This is a genomic window from Actinospica robiniae DSM 44927 (genome assembly GCF_000504285.1).
Taxonomy (GTDB): Bacteria; Actinomycetota; Actinomycetes; order Streptomycetales; family Catenulisporaceae; genus Actinospica; species Actinospica robiniae.
This window is the reverse complement of the sequence record NZ_KI632511.1, coordinates 4,997,565-5,016,730: the sequence shown is the minus strand read 5'-3', so window position 1 is coordinate 5,016,730 and position 19,166 is coordinate 4,997,565. Positions and strand designations below refer to the sequence as shown.

The window sequence follows — 19,166 nt, the reverse complement described above, 5'->3', positions numbered from 1 at the left end:
GGAGTGATCTTCAGAACCAAACGGGATCATCACTCCTGGTAGTGGCTGGTGACCAACATCACATGCGCGTCGGGCGGTTCGTCAGGCCTCCGACGTGGACCAAGGGTCGTCGAAAAGACTGACCTCGGCCGGGGGTAGCGCCGCGGACAAGTCCGTGGGGGACGGCTCGGCTCCGAGCAGTTGTTGCACGATGCCGACGCGCGCGTACCACGGCGCGATCCCGATGGCCCGGTGGATCGTCTCGAACGCCTTCTCGCCGCGGCCGGCCGCGGCGTGTGCCCGCGCGCTGGTGCACAGCGCGTCGGCGATCTCCATGGGGTGGGAGGCGCCGGCGAGCTGCCGCCGCGTCAGATTGAGGCAGCGCGCGGTGTCGCCGTCGAGCAGGGCTCTGAGTGCGGCCGCCGGCAGCGTATCGGGCGAGGTGGCCGCGGCGCCGCGCAGTTCGAGGTGCTGGTCGACGTAGGCCACGGCGCGGTCTTGGCGAGCGGGTTCCTGCTCCGCTACGAGCAGGGTGACGAACGCGAGCCGGGCCATCAGGACCGAGCGCACTGCCGCGGGGACCGGGGTCTTCCCATCGAGCTGACGGCTGTAGGCCCGAGCGACCGAGGGGTAATCGCCCTGCGCCTGCTGGAGGAGCACCTCGATCCCATCGCCGAGCTCGGAGCCGGCGTTCCGCAGATACTGCAGGTCCGTAGCGGCCTCGGCGAAGTCGCCGAAACGCGCGGCCGTCATTCCGTCCGCCGCGTACCCCCAGTGCGGGTTCGCGAGTTGCGGATCGTTCTTCAGGGTGGGCTTGCTGAAGGCGCGGGCCCACATGGTCCGCGGCGAACCCTTCGACCGGGAGACCGCCGCGCTGGCGCAGTAGCCGAGGCCGAAGATCGGACACAGAACGCGCGCGTACGGCGGGACCACGGCCATACCCACGAGGTTGAGCGCCAGCAGGCTGAGCAGGGTGGCGGCGTACATGATGCGCACGTCGCGGGCCCAGCGCCACGGCGGCGGGCGGTACGAGGCGGTGAAAGCGAGCGGCACGGTGCGGAGGGTCACCACGTGATGCCGGACGACCCGTACGCCAAGGAATGGGCCGAAACCCACGTGAAGGCGCGCGACGCGGGAGCCCAGGCAGACCATCACCAGCATCACCGCGAACGGCCGCAGGACGAGTGTGGCGAGCGCGACCCCGTACGCGGCGACGCACCCGGCGAACCGGGAGGGATCCCCGCTGGTGACGTGTTCCATGACGGCGAAGAAGGCCAGCAGCGTCGCCACCAGGATCGGGAGTTGCCGCACCTGGTTCCGGGCGCGGGTCGAGCCGCGTGCTCCGCCGTCGGCCCCGCTGCGTGCCATGACCAGCCTCGATTCCGGGCGTGAGCCCGCTCGAACCCACCCTGCCCGAACCCGGCCCTGACCACCGGCGCGGCCCGAACGGGCCCTGCGGGCGAGCGCCGAGTATAGCGGCGGGGAGATCCGGCTTCCCAGAGCCCGCGGCCCGCGCTGGTCGGCGGCAGGTCCGTATTGCCCGTACCATGGAGATGGTGCCCGTGCTGTGCCCGTTCGCAGCCGCCGGGGCAAGGACGCCCCGCTCGACGGACGCACCACCCACCTGTCTCCCGACTCGAAAGCGACGCTACCGGCATGCCTACGCGTAACGACATCCGCAACGTGGCCATCGTGGCGCACGTCGACCACGGCAAGACCACGCTGGTCGACGCGATGCTCAAGCAGTCCGGCGCGTTCCGCGAGAACCAGCACGTGGACGAGCGTGTGATGGACTCCAACGACCTCGAGCGGGAGAAGGGCATCACCATCCTGGCGAAGAACACCGCCGTGCACTTCCGCAGCCCGCAGGACCAGTCCGACACCGTCATCAACATCATCGACACCCCCGGCCACGCCGACTTCGGCGGCGAGGTCGAGCGCGGGCTGTCCATGGTCGACGGCGTCGTGCTGCTCGTGGACGCGTCCGAGGGCCCGCTGCCGCAGACCCGGTTCGTGCTGCGCAAGGCGCTGAACGCGAAGATGCCGGTGATCCTGGTCATCAACAAGACCGACCGCCCGGACGCCCGGATCGCCGAGGTCATCGACGAGACCTACGAGCTGTTCATGGACCTGGACGCGACCGAGGACCAGATCGACTTCCCGATCGTCTACGCCTCGGGCCGCGACGGCAAGGCCTCGCTGGAGAAGCCGGAGAACGGCTCCTCCCCGGACAGCTCGGACCTGCTGCCGCTGTTCGACACCATCCTCAAGACCATCCCGGCGCCCACCTACGAGGAGAACGCGCCGCTGCAGGCGCACGTGACCAACCTGGACGCGTCCAACTTCCTCGGCCGGATCGCGCTGTGCCGGGTGATGCAGGGCACCATCCGCAAGGGCCAGCAGGTCGCCTGGATCAAGCGTGACGGTTCCGTCGAACGGGTGAAGATCACCGAGCTGATGATGACCGAGGCGCTGGAGCGCAAGCCGGCCGAGTCGGCCGGCCCGGGCGACATCTGCGCCATCGCCGGCATCTCCGAGATCATGATCGGCGAGACCCTCGCCGACCCGGAGGACCCGCGCCCGCTGCCGCTGATCACGGTGGACGAGCCGGCCATCTCGATGACCATCGGCACCAACACCTCGCCGCTGGTCGGCCGGGAGAAGGGCTCGAAGGTCACCGCGCGGATGGTCAAGGACCGGCTGGAGAAGGAGATCGTCGGCAACGTCTCCATCAACGTGCTGCCGACCGAGCGTCCGGACGCCTGGGAGGTGCAGGGCCGCGGCGAGCTGGCGCTGGCCATCCTGGTCGAGCAGATGCGCCGCGAGGGCTACGAGCTGACCGTGGGCAAGCCGCAGGTCGTGGTCCGCGAGATCGACGGCAAGGTACACGAGCCGGTCGAGCGGCTGACCGTGGACTGCCCGGAGGAGTACCTGGGCGTCATCACCCAGCTGCTCGCGATCCGCAAGGGCCGGATGGAGTCGATGTCGAACCACGGCACCGGCTGGATCCGGATGGAGTTCCTGGTCCCCTCCCGCGGCCTGATCGGCTTCCGCACCGAGTTCCTCACCGACACCCGCGGCACCGGCATCGCGAACACCAACTTCGAGGGCTACGAGCCCTGGTTCGGCGAGCTGCGCACCCGCGCCTCCGGCTCGCTGGTGGCGGACCGGGCCGGCTCGGTCACCCCGTTCGCGATGATCAACCTGCAGGAGCGCGGCTCGCTGTTCGTCGAGCCCACCACCGAGGTGTACGAGGGCATGATCGTCGGCGAGAACTCCCGCGCCGACGACATGGACGTCAACATCACCAAGGAGAAGAAGCTCACGAACATGCGGGCGTCCACCTCCGACACCACGGAGAACCTGATCCCGCCGCGCAAGCTCTCGCTCGAGCAGGCCCTGGAGTTCTGCCGCGAGGACGAGTGCGTGGAGATCACCCCGCACAACGTGCGCATCCGCAAGGTGCAGCTGGACGCGGCCACCCGCGGCCGGGCCGCGGCCCGCGCCAAGCACGGCAACTGACATCCGGTCACCCGCCTGACGCGAACCGGGCGGGCACCGCGGTCTTCCGCGGTGCCCGCCCGGTTTCGTCTGTTCAGCCGTTCGAGCCGCCCGCCAGCGGGGTCAGGCTCACCGCGCCGTCCGCGCAGACCGTGACCGGGCCGCCGGAGATCGTGGCCATCAGCTGCTCCTGCTGGTTCGGCGGGATGATGAGCACGTACACGCTCGGCGTGTAGCAGTCCGCGCCCGGAGTGGCCCCCGACATCGTGGTCTGATACGTCACCAGGGTCGAGACGGTGCCGTTGGCGGGCACGCTGAGCTCGCGCTTGAGCGCTCCGGACACCCTGGTCTCGGTCACCGGCTGCAGCGGCGTGCCGCCGGCCGGGGCGAACTCCAGGCCCGGGTACCCGTCGGTGATGCACGAGTGCCCGGAGGTGTTCTTCAGCGTCACCACCAGCGTCGCGCTCGTCCCGGCGCGGCCCGCCTTCGCCACGCCGGTCGCGTTCATATCCGTGCTCCGACACTGCCCGGTCGTGCTCGAACTCGAACTCGGGGCGGCCGAGCTGGCGGGGACCGACGGACTCGGCGACGCGGACGGGCTCGGCGAGGCGACCGGGTCCGAGGTGGCCGGCACCGCGGCCTGGCTGGTGGCCAGCAGCACGGTGCTGTCGCTGGGCGCCGCGGCCGCGGCCACGCCGGAGGGTCCGGCGTGCAGCGCGACGGTCGTGCCGGCCGTGCCCGCCATCACCACCAGCGCCGCGGCCGACGCGCCGGCCCACAGCTTGCGCGCCCGCCGCCGCCGGCCGGCCATCAGGACCCGTTCGAAGCCGTACGGCGGGGTGGGCATCGGCTCGACCGGGCCGATCCGGTCGCGCAGCATCCGGTCGAAGTCCGGGTCGGCGGCACCCCAGGTGGGGGAGTCCTCGCCGAAGTCGTCCACCGACTCCGAGGCGTCGAAGGGCCGCTCACCGGGCTCCTCGGGCACGCTTTCATCGTTCTCGTCGTCGAGAGGAGCGCTCATGACTCCACCTCGCCGGCGCTCGGTGGGCGCATTCGCGACCGCACAGCGCTCATGGGTTGGCTCGCAAGCTCGCTCACCGGGTTCCCTCCAGTGCCTTGCGCAACACTGCCCTGGCCTGGAACAGGTCGCTCTTGACGGTGCCGGTCGGCCGGTTCGTCAGCCGTGCGATATCGCCCACCGGGAACCCGGCGTAGTAATAGAGCAGCACCGGGGTGCGCAGCCGCTCGGGCAGCTGCTCGACCAGCCGGCGCAGCTCCGGGTCGCCCGGGCTCTCGTCGGCCGGGCGCTCCTGCTGCAGCACCCGCATGCCGTCGCGCTCCCGCCTGGTCTTGCGCCAGTGGTCGCGCACCAGATTCGCCGCGATGACGTACAGGTAGCCGACCGGGTCCTCGATCTTGCGCAGCCGGCCGAGCAGCCGGGTGAAGGCCTCCATGGCGATCTCACTGGCCGTCTGATCATCGTCCACGAGCCGCCGGCACCAGCCCGCGAGGCGGTTGTAGTGCGCGGCGAACAACTCCGCCGCGACCGCGTCGTCGGACAGGCGGGCCCGGCTTCCGGGCGCCAGGTCCTCGGCTATCAGGGGCCAGCTTCCGCTGGTTTCTTCCACACCCACCCCACACAGAACACTCACGCGACACCCCCCGTTCGGGGTGCCGACGTAAGTCTGCCCTGACCCGCGGACCTTTGCCCACCCATGCAGCTCACGTAAGGAAGAGACGAGGGCGCCGCGGAACGGTTGAGCCGGGTTCCCGCCGCCCGCCGGCGGCAAAGCGTTGACGGCGCTGAGCACGGCGCCCGACGGGCGCACCCCGGCTGCCCGGCGGCCGGGCGCGGCGCGACAATGGAGCCATGACCGACGCTGAACAGACCACCTTCCCCCGGCAGTTCGCCCGCACCCAGCGCTTCCGGCTGGGCGCGCCGAGCGCGTTCACGCCCGCCCCGGACGGCTCGCGCATCGCCCTGCTGCGCACCAAGACCGGTGCGGACCGGGCCACCTGCCTGTGGACGGCGGAGCCGGCAACCGGCGTGCTCACGCTGATAGCCGACCCGGTGGAGCTGCTCGCGGACACCGGCGCGGAGCAGCTGACCGACGCGGAGAAGGCCCGGCGCGAGCGCAGCCGCACCGGAGCGGCCGGCATCGTCGACTACGCCGTGGACGCGGCCGTGACCAGTGCGGTCTTCGCGCTCTCGGGCCGGCTGTTCGCGGCGGATCTGGTCAAGGGCGGGGTGCGCGAGCTGCCGGCCGCGGGGCCGGTGGTCGATCCGCGGATCGACCCGACGGGGCGTCAGGTCGCCTACCTCTCGGGCGGATCGCTGCGGGTCATCGGCGTCGACGGCACCGGCGACCGCGCGCTGGCCGAGCCGGACGGGCCGAACCCGGAGACGGTCGGCTACGGCGCGGCGGACTTCATCGCGGCGGAGGAGCTCGACCGCTTCCGCGGCTACTGGTGGTCCCCGGACGGCGAGAAGCTGCTGGTCGCGCGGGTCGACGAGGCCCCGGTCCGGGTCCAGTACATCGCCGACCCGGCCAACCCGGTGGTGGCTCCGCGCACGGTGCGCTATCCGGCCGCCGGCACCGCCAACGCGGTGGTGGAGCTGTTCCTGTTCGGCCTCGACGGCGCGCGCAGCCAGGTCGAGTGGGACCGCGTCGGCTACGAGTACCTGGCCCGGGTGCACTGGAGCGAGCACGGTCCGGCGCTGGTCTCGGTGCTGAGCCGGGATCAGAAGACCGGCCTGGTGCTGGCCGTGGCCGCGGACGGGTCGACCAGCGTCGTGGCGCGGGAGCACGACGAGGTCTTCTTCGAGTTCGCCCCGGGCGCGCCGGTGTGGGTGCCGCCGGTGGGCGAGGGCCGGGCCCGGCTGGCCCGGATCGCCGCGCGCGGCGACTCGTACCGGCTGCTGCTGGGCGAGGACTCGGTCACGCCCGAGGGCGTCCAGGTGCGCTCGCTGGTCTCGGCCGGACCCGAGTACGGCTTCGTCACCGCCTCGATGGACGACCCGACCCGCGAGCACGTGCTCCGGGTGGCCTGGGCGGACGGCGCGATGAAGCGCGTCAACGGCGTGTCCGGGGTCAGCGCCGCGGCCGTCGGCGGGACCCTCGCCGTCGTCTCCTCGGCCACCCTCGACCAGCCGAACACGCGCACGTACGTGGTGGACATGTCGGCCGAGCAGCCCACCCGGCTGTCCGTGATCGAGTCGGTGGCCGAGACCCCGCTGATCACGGCCCGGCCGATCGAGCTCGTCCTGGGCGAGCGCGAGCTGCACGGCGCGCTGCTGCTGCCCTCGAACCACAAGCCGGGCAGCAAGCTGCCGGTCCTGCTCGACCCCTACGGCGGCCCGCACGCCCAGATGGTCAAGGCCGCGCACAACCTCTACCTCAACGCCCAGTGGATCGCCGACCACGGCTTCGCGGTGCTGGTCGTGGACGGCCGCGGCACCCCCGGCCGCGGCCCGGCCTGGGACCGCGCCGTGCGCGACGACTTCGCCGGCGCGACCCTGCAGGACCAGGTCGACGGCCTGCACGCGGCCGCCGAGCAGTACCCGGACCTGGACCTGACCCGGGTGGCCATCCGCGGCTGGTCCTACGGCGGGTACCTCTCCGCGCTCGCCGTTCTGCGCCGCCCCGACGTCTTCCACGCCGCGGTGGTCGGCGCGCCGGTGACCGACTGGAAGATGTACGACACCTGCTACACCGAGCGCTACCTGGGCCACCCGGATCAGCAGCCTGCGGTCTATGCGGCCAACTCGCTCTTCCCGCAGGCCGGCTCCGGCGCCTGGGAGTGGGCCGAGCCGCGCCGCCCGATGCTGATCATCCACGGCCTCGCCGACGACAACGTGGTGGCCGCGCACACGCTGCGCCTCTCCTCCGCCCTGCTCGCCGCCGGCCGGCCGCACACCGTGCTGCCGCTGAGCGGGGTGACCCACATGACCCCGCAGGAGATCGTGGCGGAGAACCTGCTCAAGATCCAGGTCGGCTTCCTCAAGGAGGCGCTGGGGATGAAGGACGCCGGCTAGGCCGTGTTTTCAAACTAGCCGCGGGGATCCGACGCCGGGTCAGGCCGGGTGCGCCCGCACCGAGCTCCACAGGCTCGGGTAGGTCGAGCGCACCGCCCGGTCGAAGACCTCGACGACCGCGGCGAGGGGCGGCAGCGCGCGCCCGTCCACCGGCTTGACCGCCCACACCACGCCGCGCCGGCCGGTGAAGCCGGGGGTGGGCAGCGGGATGTAGCCCGGCTGCCGCACCGGCATGGCCCCGAGCACGGCGAGGTCCAGGCCGGCCCGGCGCCAGCAGTCGAAGGCCGCGACGGCCTCCGCGGCGCCGTCGCCGTCGTGACCGAGGTCCACCAGGAAGCTGATCCGGCCGTACCCGTCCACGGTGGGGCCGGACGCGGCCGAGCGCTTGGCCAGCAGCTCCAGCGCAGCCACGCCGATCAGGGCGGGCACCGAGACCGCGCCGAGCCGGTCCGCGCCGGGCACCGGCCGGCCCAGCACGGTGAGCACCGGAGCCTCCGCGCACATCCGCCACACCACCCGGACCAGCGAGGGCGTGGCGCAGGCGGCGATCCGCCAGGCGCCGGGCACCGGGTGCGCGCCGTAGTCGGGGCAGTCGGCCTCGCCGCAGGCGCAGCGCCCGCCGTCCACCGCGAAGCCGGGGGTGAGCGGCCAGCCGAGCCGGCGGGCGTAGTCCACGGCGGCCTCGGCGACCGGGCCCATCGGCTCGTGCGGGGCGATCGCCGCGCGCGCCGGCCTGGGCGACGCGATCGGCGTGGCGGCCACTCCCGACCGCCACGCCCGTACGTGCTGCCCTCGCTGACCCTCGGCAGTCATCCGATGCCAGTCCTCTCCCCGAATCGGCCGGACGTGGTGGGCTCCGGCGGTGCGGTGGTGCGGTGGGATGCCGCGGGCTCCCCGCCAGGGGCGAGAACTCCCGTCACTACGCAGTGAAACGGCACGGATACGTTTCGGCGAGAGTGCGCGAGCGGACTTCTAGCGGACAGGGCCAGCCACCTCGGTACGGACTAACCTGGCCCGGAGTATCCCTACCCGCAGGAGACGCACGTGCCGACCGAAGCCCGCAGCATCCTCTTCGTGCACGCCCACCCCGACGACGAGTCCATCAACAACGGCGCGACCATGGCCAAATACGTCGCCGAGGGCGCCCGCGTCACTCTGGTCACCTGCACTCGCGGAGAGTACGGGGAGATCCTGCTGCCGGAGCTCGCCCACCTGGCCGCCGACCGGGAGGACCGCCTCGGCGAGTACCGGGTCGGCGAACTGGACCGGGCCATGGCGCGGCTCGGGGTGCGCGATCACCGGTTCCTCGGCGAGCCGGGCGAGTTCCACGACTCCGGGATGATGGGCACCGAGGGCAATGAGCGTGCTGACGCGTTCTGGCAGGCGGACGTCGGGCAGACGGCGCAACGGCTGGCCGAGGTCATCCGCGAGGTGCGGCCGCAGGTCCTGGTGACCTACAACCCCTTCGGCGGCTACGGCCATCCCGACCACATCCAGGCCCACCGCGTGGCCATGCGCGCGGTCGAACTGGTGGAGGGAACCGACGCGCAGGTCGAGCGGGTGTACTGGAACACGATGCCTTACTCCGTGCTCGTCGACGCCGTCGGGACGTTGCGCGAGGAAGGCGCGGACACCGGCTTCAAGGTCGTGGAGGCGGTGGAGGAGCTGCTCTACGCCGAGGACGACTCGCTCGTCTCAGCGGTCATACACGCCGAGGAGCACGTGCCGGCGAAGACCGAGGCGATGCGCGAGCACGCCACCCAGATCCTCGTCGACGGACCCTTCTTCGCTCTGTCGAACTACGTGGGCATGCGGGTGCTCGGCACGGAGTACTACCGGCTGGCCCGGGGCTCGGCGCCCACGGGCGCGCCGGTCGCGGTGGACCTGTTCGCGGGCCTCGACCGGTGACCGGGACAATGGCCGGTGTGACCACGAAGTCCGACACCCCGACCGCGGGCGAGTCCGCCCGCTCCACCCGGGCCGCCCGGATCGGCCTGCTCGTGCTGTGCCTGCTGGCCGGCCTCGCCGTCGGCGTGGTCGGGTCCTTCCTGCACCGGGCCCAGTTCGGCGGCACCAACGGCGACGGCGGCTTCCCCGACGGCCTGCTGCTCAGCCTCGGCGGTCTGGCCGGCCTGCTGCTCGGGCTGACCGGGCTCACCCGCCCCGTCCCGGCCGCGACCTCCGGCCTCCCGGGCCGCCTCGCCGCCCTCGGCGCGGCCGCCGGCGGCTGGGTGATCGCGGTGATCTGGCTGACCTACGTGGGTCCGCCGACCTCGTTCCAGGCCAAGGGCGACGTGATCCTGGCCAACGACTGGATCTCGATGACCTTTCTGATCGTCGGCTTGGCCGGCGCCACCGCGTTCTTGTACAAGGCCTGGATCGCCACGCTCGAGGCGAAGATGGCCAAATACCGCGGCCCGGACGGCAAGAGCCGTCCCTAGCAGGTCGAAGAACCCTCACTCTCCCGGGTGAATTCACCGGGAAGCGCCCTGCGTACGCCCTGCAGGGTCGGCCGGGATTCGGGAAAGCGCTCCACGCCGTCGGACGGTCACAGTATGGTGATCGGCGAAATACTGTCCGTCAGCGGAGCGGAAGGCCGGGCCGGCGTAGTGACCGACGTACCGACAGATCCCAGCGAGCCGACGCCCACCGACCTGCTGGACTTCCCGCCGCTGCCGCAGCAGGCCGGTCCGGGTCGGCGCGGGACGACGCAGGTTGCGGGTTCCGCCGGCGGCTCCGCGCCGCGGCCGCCCGCCGGGCCGGCGGCGCCGGCCCAGCCCGCGCCCGGCGGAGCGGGGTTGCGCATGGTGCCCGAGGCCGAGGCCACCGCCCGGCTGCGGATCCTGCTGCCGGCCACGATGCCCACCCCGTCCACCGCGCTGCGCCCGCAGGCCGCGTGGGAGGACACCCACGAGGTGCCCGAGGCCACCGCCACCACCCCGTTCGCCCGGGTCGCGGCGTCTCCGGCGTCGCCGAGCACGCTGCCCTCACAGCTGGCCGCGATGACCACGGCGACCATGGTCATCCCGCTGCCGCCCTCGCTGCGGCCGAGCGGCGGCCTGCTCACCACGACCCTGCCGCCGGACCAGGCCGCCCAGGCCAACGCCAGGCGGATCGGCCACGCGTTCCGCGACACCATCGAAGAGATCTTCGGCGTCGACCTGAACACCGTCGACCCGGCCGACCTGGGCCTGGCTCCGCGCCGGCCGGTGCCCGCGCGCGACGAGGGCTGGGGCGCACCCGGCCCGGACGTGTCGGGCGGGTACGAGGCCGCCGACGCGGGCGGATACGCCGACGACTTCGCCACCCAGGTCTTCCCGCCGCTCCCGCCGGCGCCGTGGGCCGAGGACGCGCCGGACCTCGCGCCGACCGTCACCTTCCCGCGGGTGGTGCCGGCCGAGGTGTTCGGCGGCGCGTACGGCGTGCCCACCCAGCAGGCGCCGTTGCCGGTCGCGCCGAACCGGCGCGCGCCGTTCGGCCAGGGCGCCGACCCGTCCGATCCGGCGCGGCACGCGCTCGCGCTGCGCTACCTCGGCGGCATCTTCCACGACTCCAGCGGCGGTTCCTCCTACCTCGATCCGGAAGAGGTCGACCAGGCCTGGATCCCCTCGGCCCTCGGCGCGATCCCGCCGGACGCGCCGACCGAGCAGATCGCCCGCGTCCCCGCTCCGGCCCCTGCACCGGTTCGCGCGCCCGCCCCCGTTCGCGCCCAGGCCCCGGCCGCAGCGCCGGCCCGGATGCCGAGCGCGCCCGGGCCGACGCCGCGTCCCCGGCCGCAGCCGGTGGCCGATCCGAGCGCGCCGCCCGCGCCGTCCGGCCCGGCGCCTCGCCCGTCGTCCACCGCCGCCGCGTCCTCCGCTTCGCCGGGCGGCGCCGGCCGGGCGCGTCCGGGCGGGCACTCCTCCCGCTCCGGCACCCGCTCGGCCGCGACCCGCACCGAGCGGCCCGGTTCGCGCCGCAAGTCGGCCGCCGCCGTCGAAGAGCCGGCCCCGGGCCACGGCCGCGGCAGGGCGCTGACCATCGCCGGGCTCTGCGTCGCCGGGCTCGCCATCCTCTACGGCGTGGCCCTGCTGCTCTCCGGCAACGTCGTCGGCGGAGCCATGCCCGCGGGCACCATGGTGGCGGGGGTCCAGATCGGCGGGCTGAGCCCGGACGCCGCGCGGACCAAGCTCGAACAGGCGCTCGGACCGACCGCGACCGCGCCGATCCAGCTGCAGGTCGGGCAGACCCCGACCACGCTCGACCCGGCCAAGGCAGGGCTCTCCTTGGACGTCGACGCCACCCTGGACGAGGCCGGATCGCAGCGCTCGAACCCGTTCACGATCATCCCCGCGCTCTTCGGCGTGACCCACGAGCTCGCGCCGGTGACCGACATCGACACCACCGCGCTCACCGCCGCGCTGAGCACCCTCGCCTCCGCCTACGACACGCCGCTGGTCGAGGGCAAGATCACCTTCTCCCACGGCCAGCCGGTGGTCACCGCGCCTCGGGAGGGCCGCGGCTTCGACGTGCCGACCGCGGTGACCGCGATCAGCTCCGGCTACCTGCAGATCACCGAGCCGATCATGCTTCCGGTCAACTCGCTCGAACCGCTCGCCACGCCGGAGGCGCTGCAGGTCGCGCTGGAGGCGCTCGCCCGCCCGGCCGTCAGCGCGCCGATCACCCTCGACACCGGCGGCGTCGCCACCGTGCTGACGCCGGCTCAGATCGGCGACGCCCTGACCATCGGCCCCAACGCGGACGGCGTCATGGAGCCGAGCTTCGACGGCGCCCGGCTGCGCGCCGACCTCAACCCCGCCGCGCTCGCCCTCGAGCACCCGGGCGCCGACGCCGGCTTCGCCCTCGTCGGCGGCGATCCGCAGCTCGTCCCGGAGCGGGACGGCACCGGCTTCGCCCCGCAGGCCCTGGCCACGGCGCTGACCGGCGTGCTGACCAAGTCGGCCCCGCGCGGCGCCACCCTGCAGCCGGGCGCGCTGCCCCCGGCGTTCACCACCGCCGAGGCGCAGGCCCTCGGCGTGACCGCGGTGCTCGGCAGCTCGACGCTCGCCGTGCCGGACGCGGAAGACCGCAACGCCGACACGCAGCGGGCCACCGAGCTGTCCATGGGCTCGGTCGTGGCGCCGGGCGCGGTCTGGTCCTTCGACAAGACCGTCGGCCCGCCGACCCTGGCCAACGGCTTCAGCGAGACCGACGCGGCCACCGCCGAGTCCTCCGGCGTGGACCTGTCCGGCGGCGACGACCTGGTGGCCACGGCCGTGTTCGACGCCGCGTTCCGGGCCGGCATGGGCGACACCGTGCACCATCCCAACGCGGCCTACTTCAGCCGCTACCCGGTCGGTCTCGACGCGGCCGTCGTCTGGCCGGGCACCGACCTGCAGTGGACCGACTCCAGCCCGCACCCGGTGTACCTCTACGTCTCCTTCGCGGGCGGCCGGCTGACCGCGGCCGTGCTCGGCCAGCCGCTGTACGACCAGGTCAGCGTGAACGTCTCGGGCCGCACGAAGGTCCTCGCGGCGAGCTCGAGCCCGCAGTCCGGCTGCCCGGCCCAGCCCGCCTCGGACGGCTTCCAGGTGAGCGTGACCCGGGTGCTGCTGCGCGGCGGAGCGCAGGTCGGCACCGAGGAGTACCACGTCGCGTATATCCCGTTCGCGGGTACGGCCTGCGGCTCCGACTCCACCGCGAACAGCGGGAGTACCCCGAGTTCCCCCAGCTCGGGCGGCAGTTCGAGCGCGCCGGCGAGCGGCGGCTCGGGCGGCGGGACGCACAACCCGCCGCCCTCCGGGCCCCCCTCGGCCCCGCCCACCACCTCCGGCGGCGTGCTCGGCGGACTGCTGCACTGAGCCCGCGGACCCACCGTCACGGCGGCATGACAGATGTCATGCCGCCGTCACGACGGTGCACACTGACGCGACCCCGGCCCGGCAGGGTTACATAGTCTTATCGTTCCGAGGCCGGGGAAGAGGCCGCTGGAGCAAGGACCGGAAACAGGGGAAGAGACAGATGAGCGACGAAAAGCTCGTGGGGGGTGCGGGATCGCCCGCGGTCTCGTTCGAGCAGGTGTCCAAGAACTACGGGGACGTGCGCGCGGTGCGCGAGCTGACCCTGCAGATTCCGCGCGGGAGGGCGGTCGCGTTCCTCGGGCCGAACGGGGCGGGCAAGTCCACCTCCATCGAGATGATGCTCGGGCTGCGCAAGGCCAGCAGCGGCCGGGTCACGGTGTTCGGCAAGACGCCGCGGCAGGCGATGGTGGCCGGCAACGTCGGCGCCATGCTGCAGTCCGGCGGCCTGCCGCAGGACGTGACGGTGCGCGAGCTGCTCGAGCTGATGAGCCGGCTGCACCCGCGGCCGCTGGCGGTGGACGAGGTGCTCCAGCGCGCCAACATCGCCGACCTCGCCGACCGCAAGGCCGACAAGCTCTCCGGCGGCCAGACCCAGCGGGTCCGCTTCGCCATCGCGATCGCCGGCGACAGCGACCTGATCGTCCTGGACGAGCCCACCACCGGCATGGACGTGGAGAACCGGCAGATCTTCTGGGCCTCGATGAAGGCCGAGGCCGAGCGCGGCAAGACGATCCTGTTCGCCACGCACTACCTGGAGGAGGCCGACCACATAGCCGACCAGGTGATCGTGATCAACAAGGGCCGGCTGCTGGCCGACGGCACCGTGGCCGACATCAAGGCGATGGCCGGATTCCAGCGGGTCTCCTTCCGGCTGCCGGGGATCACCCGGGAGCAGCTGATCGACCTGCCCCACGCTGTGTCCATCGAGGTCATCAACGACCGGGTGCAGATCCAGACCGCCGACTCGGACAAGACCTTCTACGCCCTGCTCGACCAGGGGCTGCGGCCGATGGAGCTGGAGATCACCGCGCTCGGCCTGGAGCAGGCCTTCGTGGCCATCACCGAGCGGGACAACGAAGCCGGCGCACCGAGCGCGGAGAACCAGATCAGCATGGAGGACGCCCGATGAACGCCGTGATAGCCCTCTCCCGGTTCGAGGCGATCAGGGGCCTGCGCAACCGGCGCGTCCTGTTCCTCACGGTGCTCTACCCGTCGCTGCTGTTCATGCTGGTCAGCAACTCGGCCAAGGGTGACATCGACGGCACCCACATCCCGTGGAAGACCTACTTCCTGATCGCCTACACCTCCTTCGGCGTCATCGCCGCCTCGCTGAACAACAACGCGATGCGCATCGCCCAGGAGCGCAAGGAGGGCTGGATCCGGCAGCTGCGGCTGACCGCCTCGCCGAGCTACGGCTACGTCGCCAGCAAGGTGGTGGCGTCGCTGCTGATCGTGCTGCCGGCCATCGTCGTCACCTTCGCCATCGGCGCGGCCATGGGCGCCAAGCTCGACTCGACCCAGTGGTTCACCGCCTTCCTGGCGCTGTGGCTCGGCTCGCTCGCCTTCACCGCGCTGGGCGTGGCGATCGGATACGGCGTGCCGCAGGACTCGGCGCAGATGGTCACGATGATCGTGTTCCTGGCCGGTTCGGTGCTCGGCGGCCAGTTCTTCCAGGTCAGCGGCGTGATGGAGACCATCGGCAAGTCCTTCCCGACCTACTGGATGCGCGAGATCTCGATGGACGCGGCCACCAACACCGCGATCCCGGCGAAGGGCGTGCTCATCCTGGGCGGCTGGACCATCGCCTGCGCGGTCCTGGCCGCGGTGCTCTACGCCAAGCGCGCCGAGGACTGACAGCCCGTCATGAGCAACGAGGTGACAGCCCTCCCACCCAAGCCCAAGGCCTGGGTGGGTTGGCTGTTCGCGGGTATCTGGCTGGTCTACCTGATCGACCCGCTCAAGGACCTGCTGCGCGGCGGCCACGGCATCGCGGAGGTGGCCGCGGTGCTGGCCGCGGCCGGGCTCTTCTGCGTCCTGTACATCTGGCTCGCCCAGCTCGGCGACTGGGGCCCGTGGGCGGAACCGCGCTGGCGGGCCGACCCGCTCCGGCTGAGCCTGCTCGGCGGGATGGCGGCCATCGCGCTGACCCTGCCGGCGGTCGTCGACCCGGCCTGGGTGGTGCTGTGGATCTACGTATCCACCTCCTGCGGCTACAGCCTGCCGCGGCCGAGGTCGGGCCCGGGCCTCGGACTCATCCTCGGTCTGCTGGTCGGCGGCGTGATGGGCGTGGAGTCGGCGCTCCTCGGCGTGCCCGCGGGCAACTGGATCGAGATCTTCGTCCCCACCCTGATCTCCTGCCTGGCCACGAGCGGCGTGCGGCGGATGCAGCAGCTGATCAGGGAGCTGAACGAGGCCAGGGCCGAGGTGGCCCGGCTCGCCGCGAGCGAGGAGCGGCTGCGCATGGCCCGCGACCTGCACGACCTGGCCGGCCACTCGCTCGCCACGATCACGCTCAAGGCGGAGCTCGCGCGCAAGCTCATGACGGTGGATCAGAGCCGCGCCGAGCAGCAGATACTCGACCTCGAACACGTCTCGCGGCAGGCGCTGGCCGACATCCGCGAGGCCGTCTCCGGCTACCGGCGGGCCACCCTCGCGGTGGAGCTCGCCTCGGCGCGCACCGCGTTGAACGCGGCCGGCATCGAGCTCGAAGCCGACCCGTCGGTGGCGCTGCGTTCCGGCGAACTGGCCGGGGGCGTCGAGGAGGCGCTGGCCTGGTGCCTGCGCGAGGCGGTGACGAACGTGGTGCGCCACTCCCACGCCCGCGTCTGCCGGATCCGGCTGATCGAGGCGACGGTGGACGGCGCGAGCACGATCACCCTCGAGGTCCTCGACGACGGCGTCGGCGCGGACGAGACCGCCGCCGCCCCGGGCAACGGCCTGAGCGGCCTGCGCGAGCGTCTGCAGGTCGTCTCCGCCGGCGCCCGGCTGACCGCCGCCCCCGTCGCCGCCGGCTTCCGGCTGACCGCCACCGTCCCGAACCAGCCTTCGACGAAGGCCGGTGCGCCACAGTAGAGTCGCGACGTGATTCGACTGCTGCTCGCCGAGGACCAGGCGATGATCCGGGAGGCGCTGGCCACGCTTCTCGGCCTCGAGCCGGACCTCGAGGTGGTCGCCGAAGCCGGCCGCGGAGACGAGGTGCTGCCCGCGCTCACGGCGGCGCGGGAGGCCGGCAGCCCGGTGGACGTCGCGCTGCTGGACATCGAGATGCCCGGCATGGACGGCATCTGCGCCGCGGCCGGAGCCCACGCCGCCTACCCCGACCTGCGCATCGTCATCCTGACCACCTTCGGCCGCCCGGGCTTCCTGCGCCGCGCGATGGAGGCCGGCGCCAGCGCGTTCCTGGTCAAGGACGCCCCCGCCGCCGAACTCGCCGGCGCGGTGCGCCGGGTGATGGCCGGCGAGCGCGTGATCGACCCCGACCTCGCCGCCGCGGCCCTCGCCGACGGGATCAATCCCCTGACGTCCCGGGAGCGCGACGTCCTGTCCGCCTCCGAAGGCGGCTCGACCAACGCCGAGATCGCCTCCCGCCTGTTCCTGTCCGAAGGCACCGTGCGCAACTACCTCTCGGCCTGCATCCAGAAGACCGGCACCCGCAACCGCACCGAAGCCCTCACCCTCGCGCGCGCCAAGGGCTGGTTGTAGCAACTCGAAAAGCGAATATAAGGCCCGTAAGATACGATTTCGCTGTGGCGGCGATCGTGGCGGAGGGCCTGGTCAAGACGTACGGCTCCGGGGACCGGACGGTGCGCGCGCTCGACGGGGTGGATCTCGAGGTGCCGGAGGGCACCGTGCTCGGGCTGCTTGGGCCGAACGGGGCGGGCAAGACCACCGCTGTCCGGGTCCTGACGACCCTGCTCGTCCCCGACGCGGGCACGGCCAGCGTGCTCGGCGTCGACGTGCGGCGGGATCCGCGCCGGGTACGGGAGCTGATCGGGCTCTCCGGGCAGTACGCGGCCGTGGACGAGAATCTGACCGGGCGTGAGAACCTCGTCATGGTCGGGCGGCTCTACCACCTCGGCAAGGCCGCGGCCGTCGCGCGCGCCCGGAACCTGCTCGAGCAGTTCGCGCTGTCCGACGCGGCCGACCGGCCGGCGAAGACCTACTCGGGCGGGATGCGGCGGCGGCTGGACCTCGCGGCCGCCCTGGTGGTCCGGCCGCCGGTGATGTTCCTGGACGAGCCGACCACCGGCCTCGACCCGCGCACCCGCATCGCCATGTGGGACGTGATCGCCGACCTCGTCGCGGGCGGCGCGACGCTGCTGCTGACCACCCAGTACCTCGAGGAGGCCGACCGCCTCGCCGACTCCATCGCCGTCGTCGACCACGGCCGCGTCATCGCGCGCGGCACGGCGGACGAGCTGAAGAGCCAGGTCGGCGGCGAGCGGCTGCAACTCGTCGTGCACGACCGCGGCCGGCTGCCCGACGCGGCGCGCATCCTCACCGGCCTCGCGCTGTCCGAGCCCACCGTCGACGAGCGGGCCCGAGAGCTGATCGCGCCGGTCACCGGCGGCGCGAAGCTGCTGGTCGAGGCAGTGCGTCAGCTGGACAACGCGGGGATCGCCGTCGACGACCTGGCGCTGCGCCGCCCGACCCTCGACGACGTCTTCCTCACCCTGACCGGCAAATCCGCCGAGGAAGGCGGCCGAGAATGAGCGAGATCACCGCCGACGCCCCGTCAGCACCGCGCGCGATGCCCGGGATCACCGGGGCCTTCCACGACGGCTGGGTGGTCACCCTGCGCAACCTGCGCCGGATGACCAGGATCCCGGAGATGGTCGTGTTCGCGACCATCCAGCCGATCATGTTCGTGCTGCTGTTCGCCTTCGTCTTCGGCGGCGCGATCCCGGTCGCCGGCGGCGGCGGAGTGCACGCCTACCGCGAGTACCTGCTGCCGGGCATCTTCACCCAGACGCTCGCCTTCACCACCGGCACCACCGCCGTGGGCCTCGCCGACGACCTGAGCAAAGGCCTCGTCGACCGCTTCCGCTCCCTGCCCATGGCCCGCTCGGCCGTCCTGCTCGGCCGCACCATCGCCGACTGGATCCAGAACCTGCTCGTCCTCGCCATCATGGCGCTGTGCGGAGTCGCGGTGGGCTGGCGCATCCACAACGGCTTCTTCAAAGCCGTCGGCGCCTTCCTGCTGGTGATGCTCTTCGCCTACGCGATGAGCTGGATCGGCGCGGTCATCGGACTGACCGTCAGCACCCCCGAGACGGCCAACACCGCCGGCTTCATCTGGCTCTTCCCGGTCACGTTCGTCTCGAACGCCTTCGTGCCCACCACGTCGCTACCGGGCTGGCTCCAGCCGATCGCCGAGTGGAACCCGATCTCCTCCACCGTCCTCGCCCTCCGAGAACTCTTCGGCAACCCCACCGGCTATCCGCCCGGCGGAATCCCCGACGTCTTCCCCATGCGCGAGCCGGTGCTGACCTCACTGCTCTGGTCCCTGATCATCCTCGCGATCTTCGTCCCCATCGCAGTCAGAAAATACCGCTCAATCACCTGACGGAAGAATTCAAGGCCAACGGTGATTGAACGGTTGTCTGACGAGAATTCATCTGTCTTACCGTCAGCTGATCCCCAATTGGCGTAAGCCGCCGCACGGACTTCACGCCCCGTCAGGCCGCGCGCGGGGTCCGGGGTGTCCCCGGCGTGGGGCTTGGGGCCGTGCCCCAAAAAGTAACAGGGAGCCGTGCGCCCGTACGTAGGCCCTGCCCCGTAGCGAAGCGTAGGGACAGGGCCGAGGCAAA

The 19,166-nt window shown here is 72.4% G+C and carries 15 protein-coding genes; 11 read left to right on the top strand and 4 right to left on the bottom strand.

Annotation, left to right across the window (positions count from 1 at the left end):
- Window positions 1-81: 81 nt before the first annotated feature.
- Window positions 82-1,347, bottom strand: coding sequence for a hypothetical protein (locus ACTRO_RS21215; protein ID WP_034265567.1), 1,266 nt, complete (start codon window positions 1,345-1,347; stop codon window positions 82-84).
- A gap of 288 nt (window positions 1,348-1,635) precedes the next feature.
- On the opposite strand from ACTRO_RS21215, the gene typA reads away from it, so the two are divergent.
- Window positions 1,636-3,501, top strand: coding sequence for a translational GTPase TypA (gene typA, locus ACTRO_RS21210; RefSeq protein ID WP_034265565.1), 1,866 nt, complete (start codon window positions 1,636-1,638; stop codon window positions 3,499-3,501).
- A gap of 73 nt (window positions 3,502-3,574) precedes the next feature.
- Here typA and ACTRO_RS21205 read toward each other — a convergent pair whose 3' ends face one another.
- Window positions 3,575-4,501 (bottom strand): DUF4232 domain-containing protein, encoded by a 927-nt coding sequence (locus tag ACTRO_RS21205; protein WP_034265562.1) that lies wholly within the window; start codon window positions 4,499-4,501, stop codon window positions 3,575-3,577.
- A 73-nt stretch (window positions 4,502-4,574) separates the two neighbouring features.
- Window positions 4,575-5,066, bottom strand: a complete 492-nt coding sequence (locus tag ACTRO_RS21200; RefSeq protein WP_034275964.1) for an RNA polymerase sigma factor — start codon at window positions 5,064-5,066, stop codon at window positions 4,575-4,577.
- A 284-nt stretch (window positions 5,067-5,350) separates the two neighbouring features.
- Here ACTRO_RS21200 and ACTRO_RS21195 point away from each other — a divergent pair, with 284 nt between their 5' ends.
- Window positions 5,351-7,516: a S9 family peptidase gene (locus ACTRO_RS21195; RefSeq protein ID WP_034265559.1), complete on the top strand. Its 2,166-nt coding sequence runs from the start codon at window positions 5,351-5,353 to the stop codon at window positions 7,514-7,516.
- 39 nt (window positions 7,517-7,555) lie between these two features.
- Here the strand turns inward: ACTRO_RS21195 and ACTRO_RS21190 are convergent, their stop codons facing one another.
- On the bottom strand, window positions 7,556-8,329 hold the full coding sequence (locus ACTRO_RS21190; protein WP_157436355.1) for a bifunctional DNA primase/polymerase: 774 nt from the start codon (window positions 8,327-8,329) through the stop codon (window positions 7,556-7,558).
- 231 nt (window positions 8,330-8,560) lie between these two features.
- Here ACTRO_RS21190 and mshB point away from each other — a divergent pair, with 231 nt between their 5' ends.
- The 9 genes from mshB to ACTRO_RS21140 all read left to right on the top strand — a co-directional run bounded on the left by mshB (window position 8,561) and on the right by ACTRO_RS21140 (window position 18,922).
- Complete coding sequence (gene mshB, locus ACTRO_RS49775; protein ID WP_034265553.1) at window positions 8,561-9,424, top strand: N-acetyl-1-D-myo-inositol-2-amino-2-deoxy-alpha-D-glucopyranoside deacetylase; 864 nt, start codon at window positions 8,561-8,563, stop codon at window positions 9,422-9,424.
- A gap of 17 nt (window positions 9,425-9,441) precedes the next feature.
- Window positions 9,442-9,957: a hypothetical protein gene (locus ACTRO_RS49770; RefSeq protein ID WP_157436354.1), complete on the top strand. Its 516-nt coding sequence runs from the start codon at window positions 9,442-9,444 to the stop codon at window positions 9,955-9,957.
- 114 nt (window positions 9,958-10,071) lie between these two features.
- Window positions 10,072-13,356, top strand: a complete 3,285-nt coding sequence (locus ACTRO_RS21170; RefSeq protein ID WP_034265549.1) for a VanW family protein — start codon at window positions 10,072-10,074, stop codon at window positions 13,354-13,356.
- 160 nt (window positions 13,357-13,516) lie between these two features.
- A complete protein-coding gene (locus tag ACTRO_RS21165) occupies window positions 13,517-14,485 on the top strand; it encodes an ABC transporter ATP-binding protein (RefSeq protein WP_051451152.1) in 969 nt (322 codons plus the stop codon).
- Window positions 14,482-15,210: an ABC transporter permease gene (locus ACTRO_RS21160; protein ID WP_051451151.1), complete on the top strand. Its 729-nt coding sequence runs from the start codon at window positions 14,482-14,484 to the stop codon at window positions 15,208-15,210. The genes ACTRO_RS21165 and ACTRO_RS21160 overlap by 4 nt, the downstream gene beginning before the upstream one ends.
- A 9-nt stretch (window positions 15,211-15,219) precedes the next feature.
- Complete coding sequence (locus ACTRO_RS21155) at window positions 15,220-16,428, top strand: sensor histidine kinase (protein ID WP_051451150.1); 1,209 nt, start codon at window positions 15,220-15,222, stop codon at window positions 16,426-16,428.
- Window positions 16,429-16,437: 9 nt separating this feature from the next.
- Complete coding sequence (locus ACTRO_RS21150; RefSeq protein ID WP_034265547.1) at window positions 16,438-17,058, top strand: response regulator transcription factor; 621 nt, start codon at window positions 16,438-16,440, stop codon at window positions 17,056-17,058.
- Between the two features lie 44 nt (window positions 17,059-17,102).
- Window positions 17,103-18,068, top strand: a complete 966-nt coding sequence (locus ACTRO_RS21145) for a daunorubicin resistance protein DrrA family ABC transporter ATP-binding protein (protein ID WP_034265544.1) — start codon at window positions 17,103-17,105, stop codon at window positions 18,066-18,068.
- On the top strand, window positions 18,065-18,922 hold the full coding sequence (locus ACTRO_RS21140; protein ID WP_034265541.1) for an ABC transporter permease: 858 nt from the start codon (window positions 18,065-18,067) through the stop codon (window positions 18,920-18,922). Before ACTRO_RS21145 ends, ACTRO_RS21140 begins: the two co-directional genes overlap by 4 nt.
- Window positions 18,923-19,166 lie beyond the last annotated feature (244 nt).

Bases quoted from the DNA above. Each gene is read 5' to 3' on its own strand.
- ACTRO_RS21215 (WP_034265567.1), bottom strand. From the start codon at position 1,347: ATGGCACGCAGCGGGGCCGACGGCGGAGCACGCGGCTCGACCCGCGCC.
- typA (WP_034265565.1), top strand. From the start codon at position 1,636: ATGCCTACGCGTAACGACATCCGCAACGTGGCCATCGTGGCGCACGTC.
- ACTRO_RS21205 (WP_034265562.1), bottom strand. From the start codon at position 4,501: ATGAGCGCTCCTCTCGACGACGAGAACGATGAAAGCGTGCCCGAGGAG.
- ACTRO_RS21195 (WP_034265559.1), top strand. From the start codon at position 5,351: ATGACCGACGCTGAACAGACCACCTTCCCCCGGCAGTTCGCCCGCACC.
- ACTRO_RS21190 (WP_157436355.1), bottom strand. From the start codon at position 8,329: ATGACTGCCGAGGGTCAGCGAGGGCAGCACGTACGGGCGTGGCGGTCG.
- ACTRO_RS21170 (WP_034265549.1), top strand. From the start codon at position 10,072: ATGGTGATCGGCGAAATACTGTCCGTCAGCGGAGCGGAAGGCCGGGCC.
- ACTRO_RS21165 (WP_051451152.1), top strand. From the start codon at position 13,517: ATGAGCGACGAAAAGCTCGTGGGGGGTGCGGGATCGCCCGCGGTCTCG.
- ACTRO_RS21160 (WP_051451151.1), top strand. From the start codon at position 14,482: ATGAACGCCGTGATAGCCCTCTCCCGGTTCGAGGCGATCAGGGGCCTG.
- ACTRO_RS21155 (WP_051451150.1), top strand. From the start codon at position 15,220: ATGAGCAACGAGGTGACAGCCCTCCCACCCAAGCCCAAGGCCTGGGTG.
- ACTRO_RS21140 (WP_034265541.1), top strand. From the start codon at position 18,065: ATGAGCGAGATCACCGCCGACGCCCCGTCAGCACCGCGCGCGATGCCC.